The organism is Phocaeicola coprocola DSM 17136, assembly GCF_000154845.1.
Classification (GTDB): domain Bacteria; phylum Bacteroidota; class Bacteroidia; order Bacteroidales; family Bacteroidaceae; genus Phocaeicola; species Phocaeicola coprocola.
The window spans coordinates 1-1,650 of record NZ_DS981462.1 but is presented as its reverse complement, the minus strand read 5'-3'; the positions used below and the strand labels follow the sequence as shown (position 1 = coordinate 1,650).

General features: G+C 50.8%; 2 tRNA genes and 2 rRNA genes (1 of these 4 only partly in view). All 4 read left to right on the top strand.

The features are described from left to right. Positions 1-629: ribosomal RNA gene (locus BACCOP_RS21605) — 16S ribosomal RNA — on the top strand; it begins 530 nt to the left of the window's first position. 124 nt (positions 630-753) lie between these two features. Beyond that, positions 754-827 (top strand) — tRNA-Ile (locus BACCOP_RS06955). A gap of 81 nt (positions 828-908) precedes the next feature. Then, positions 909-985: transfer RNA gene (locus BACCOP_RS06950), tRNA-Ala, on the top strand. 104 nt (positions 986-1,089) lie between these two features. Beyond that, a 23S ribosomal RNA gene (locus tag BACCOP_RS06945) occupies positions 1,090-1,650 on the top strand; the annotation flags it as partial.

The following is a 1,650-nucleotide window of genomic DNA, read 5'->3' as shown; positions in this document are numbered from 1 at the left end:
GTGAAACTCCAAAAGAATTGACGGGGGCCCGCCACAAGCGGAGGAACATGTGGTTTAATTCGATGATACGCGAGGAACCTTACCCGGGCTTAAATTGCAGACGAATTACGAGGAAACTTGTAAGCCGCAAGGCGTCTGTGAAGGTGCTGCATGGTGTCGTCAGCTCGTGCCGTGAGGTGTCGGCTTAAGTGCCATAACGAGCGCAACCCTCGTGGTCAGTTACTAACAGGTTAAGCTGAGGGCTCTGGCCAGACTGCCATCGTAAGATGTGAGGAAGGTGGGGATGACGTCAAATCAGCACGGCCCTTACGTCCGGGGCTACACACGTGTTACAATGGGAGGTACAGAAGGCCGCTACCCGGCAACGGGATGCCAATCCCCAAAACCTCTCTCAGTTCGGACTGGAGTCTGCAACCCGACTCCACGAAGCTGGATTCGCTAGTAATCGCGCATCAGCCACGGCGCGGTGAATACGTTCCCGGGCCTTGTACACACCGCCCGTCAAGCCATGAAAGCCGGGGGTACCTGAAGTGCGTAACCGCAAGGAGCGCCCTAGGGTAAAACCGGTAATTGGGGCTAAGTCGTAACAAGGTAGCCGTACCGGAAGGTGCGGCTGGAACACCTCCTTTCTGGAGCGTGACCTGAATAAGGGTTTTGTCCCTTGTGCTGCATGGGAGTTTGTTTAACGATATAGAAGAGAGAAAGATGAAGCCGAGTCGGTAACAGACTAGGTTGAACTGAATCACAAAAGCTAGTCCTATAGCTCAGTTGGTTAGAGCGCTACACTGATAATGTAGAGGTCGGCAGTTCAACTCTGCCTGGGACTACCCGAAAAAAAAGGAAGAAAAAACTTCCTTAAAAATTTGCAGTAACGAAGGAAAACGCTTACCTTTGCAGCCGCAAAAAACGGGGGATTAGCTCAGCTGGCTAGAGCACCTGCTTTGCACGCAGGGGGTCAACGGTTCGAATCCGTTATTCTCCACCATAAAGATAGGTCTATGACATGATGTAACAAGCAAAAAGTAATTTTAGTACGAAAGCTAAAAGTATATATCATCCCGCACTATAATATATAGTGTGCACGTGATAAGGAAAGTAGGAAAGGGCGCATGGCGGATGCCTTGGCTCTCGGAGGCGATGAAGGACGTGATAAGCTGCGATAAGTCACGGGGAGGTGCAAATAACCCTTGATCCGTGAATCTCCGAATGGGACAACCCGTTACCTTGAAGAGGTAACATCCATCAATGATGGAGGCTAACGCAGGGAACTGAAACATCTTAGTACCTGCAGGAAAAGAAAATAACAATGATTCCCCCAGTAGTGGCGAGCGAACGGGGAAGAGCCCAAACCGTTCATGTTACGGCATGGACGGGGTTGTAGGACCGCGTTGTTGCAAGAAATTTTGCGAGAAGAACGATTTGGAAAGTTCGGCCGAAGACGGTGACAGCCCGGTATTCTAAGCAAGACGAAGCATAGCGGTATCCTGAGTAGCGCGGAACACGAGGAATTCTGCGTGAATCTGCCGGGACCATCCGGTAAGGCTAAATACTCCCGAGAGACCGATAGTGGACCAGTACCGTGAGGGAAAGGTGAAAAGCACTTCGAACAGAAGAGTGAAATAGTACCTGAAACCGTGCGCCTACAAGCGG